Genomic DNA, 1,346 nt, shown 5'->3' with positions numbered 1-1,346 from the left:
GCCCTGAGGCGGATTTTCTGCCTGTTTATAGCCCGTGAGCGGTATGGCGTGGCATCAAGGATGAATGCCAAATACCGCCCTGACCCAATAGGGATAAGCGCAAGCAGCTATTAAATTGATAGTGACTGACCGGCAGCAGCCTTCGGTGTGCGCACCTTGCGGGCGCCGGCCGAGCTGCGGTTTTTCCGGTAGTAACGCTGCGGCGAATCTTTCTGCATCATCCGGCGGCGCAGGCGTGCGGGATGAAAGACCTGTTCGTACTGCGTGAGCCAGCGCTGTTCGCTGGCGTCGGGTGAGGGGGCTGTCTGCCTGTCGGCGGCGGGGCCAAAGCGCAGGGACGCCGGGGCGTCGGCCGGCTTGTGGCCTGGTCGTACTTCTTCCGGGGGCAACACCGGCGCAGCGTGCCGGCCGTGGCCGGAAGCCTGCGGGCCCAGGTAGTCGGACTCGACACTGCATTGAGGCGTGAGGATAGCCCAGCGCATGTGGGCAAAGCGGCGGGCAAACAGCGGCGCCACGGCTTCAACGATGTGGTGTTCCGGCTCGAACCAGGCCACATGCAGCGGGCCGCCTTGCGGGCGGGTTTTAAAGGTGTCGTCCTGCACCGAGTGAAAGCGCAGCTGGGCTTTCATTTTCTGCATGTCATGGCGCACCTCTTCGGCCATCTGCCGGGCGAGCGCCATGTCGGCGTCGAGCTGGTTGTGCCGCAGTTCGGGCTCATGCACCAGGCGCCACAGCAGGCGGTAGAGCAGGCTGAAGCGCTGCGGGTTGTTGTGCAGGATGACGGCCTGGCACAGGGTGAGAAATTCGGGTGGCACGGCGACGGTGGGTGCGTCGCTGAGTGCGGGGCTCTGCGCTGTGCCGGTGGGCTGCGGGCCTTCAGTAGCGGGTGTGGTGCCGCAATGCCAGCTGACTTGCCCGGGCAGGATGTTTTGTGCCAGCAGGCCGCGTGCGGCACGGCGAAAGCCCTCGAGGTCCGTCTGCCCCTGCAGCGTGACGGGCAGCATGGCTTGTGGAAAGAGGTCGTTCGTCAGCAGGTCATTCATCACGCCCATGGACACATCCTTTCTTCACGATTCAAGCACCCATGGTGCGGCGGCGGCCACCGCTGCGGGTGTAGGCAAAAGAGCCGACTTCCTGGGTGCGGGCGGCGCATTGCCAGGACAGTAAGCTGGAATTCACTGTATTAATATACAGTGTTTTGGTGGTTCAGGTGTGAAAGCGGGGCGCAAATCCCTGGCCTTTTGTGGCTTTGTCGCCTAAATCAGGCTGAAACCAGCCCAAAAGGGCCGGGCTGGCGGCAACGGTGCCAAACATGCTGCAGCKTGCGCTTTTGACCTGGACGGGGG

General features: G+C 63.3%; 1 protein-coding gene. It reads right to left on the bottom strand.

The features are described 5' to 3' along the window. Nucleotides 1–110: 110 nt before the first annotated feature. Nucleotides 111–1,052 (bottom strand): TIGR03915 family putative DNA repair protein, encoded by a 942-nt coding sequence (locus tag AC1DWI_RS23340; RefSeq protein WP_477670412.1) that lies wholly within the window; start codon nucleotides 1,050–1,052, stop codon nucleotides 111–113. Nucleotides 1,053–1,346: the final 294 nt, after the last annotated feature.

This window comes from Polaromonas sp. P3_C2 (genome assembly GCF_056402675.1).
Note: the sequence above shows the minus strand (reverse complement) of the source record. Positions and strands in the feature narration are given on the sequence as shown.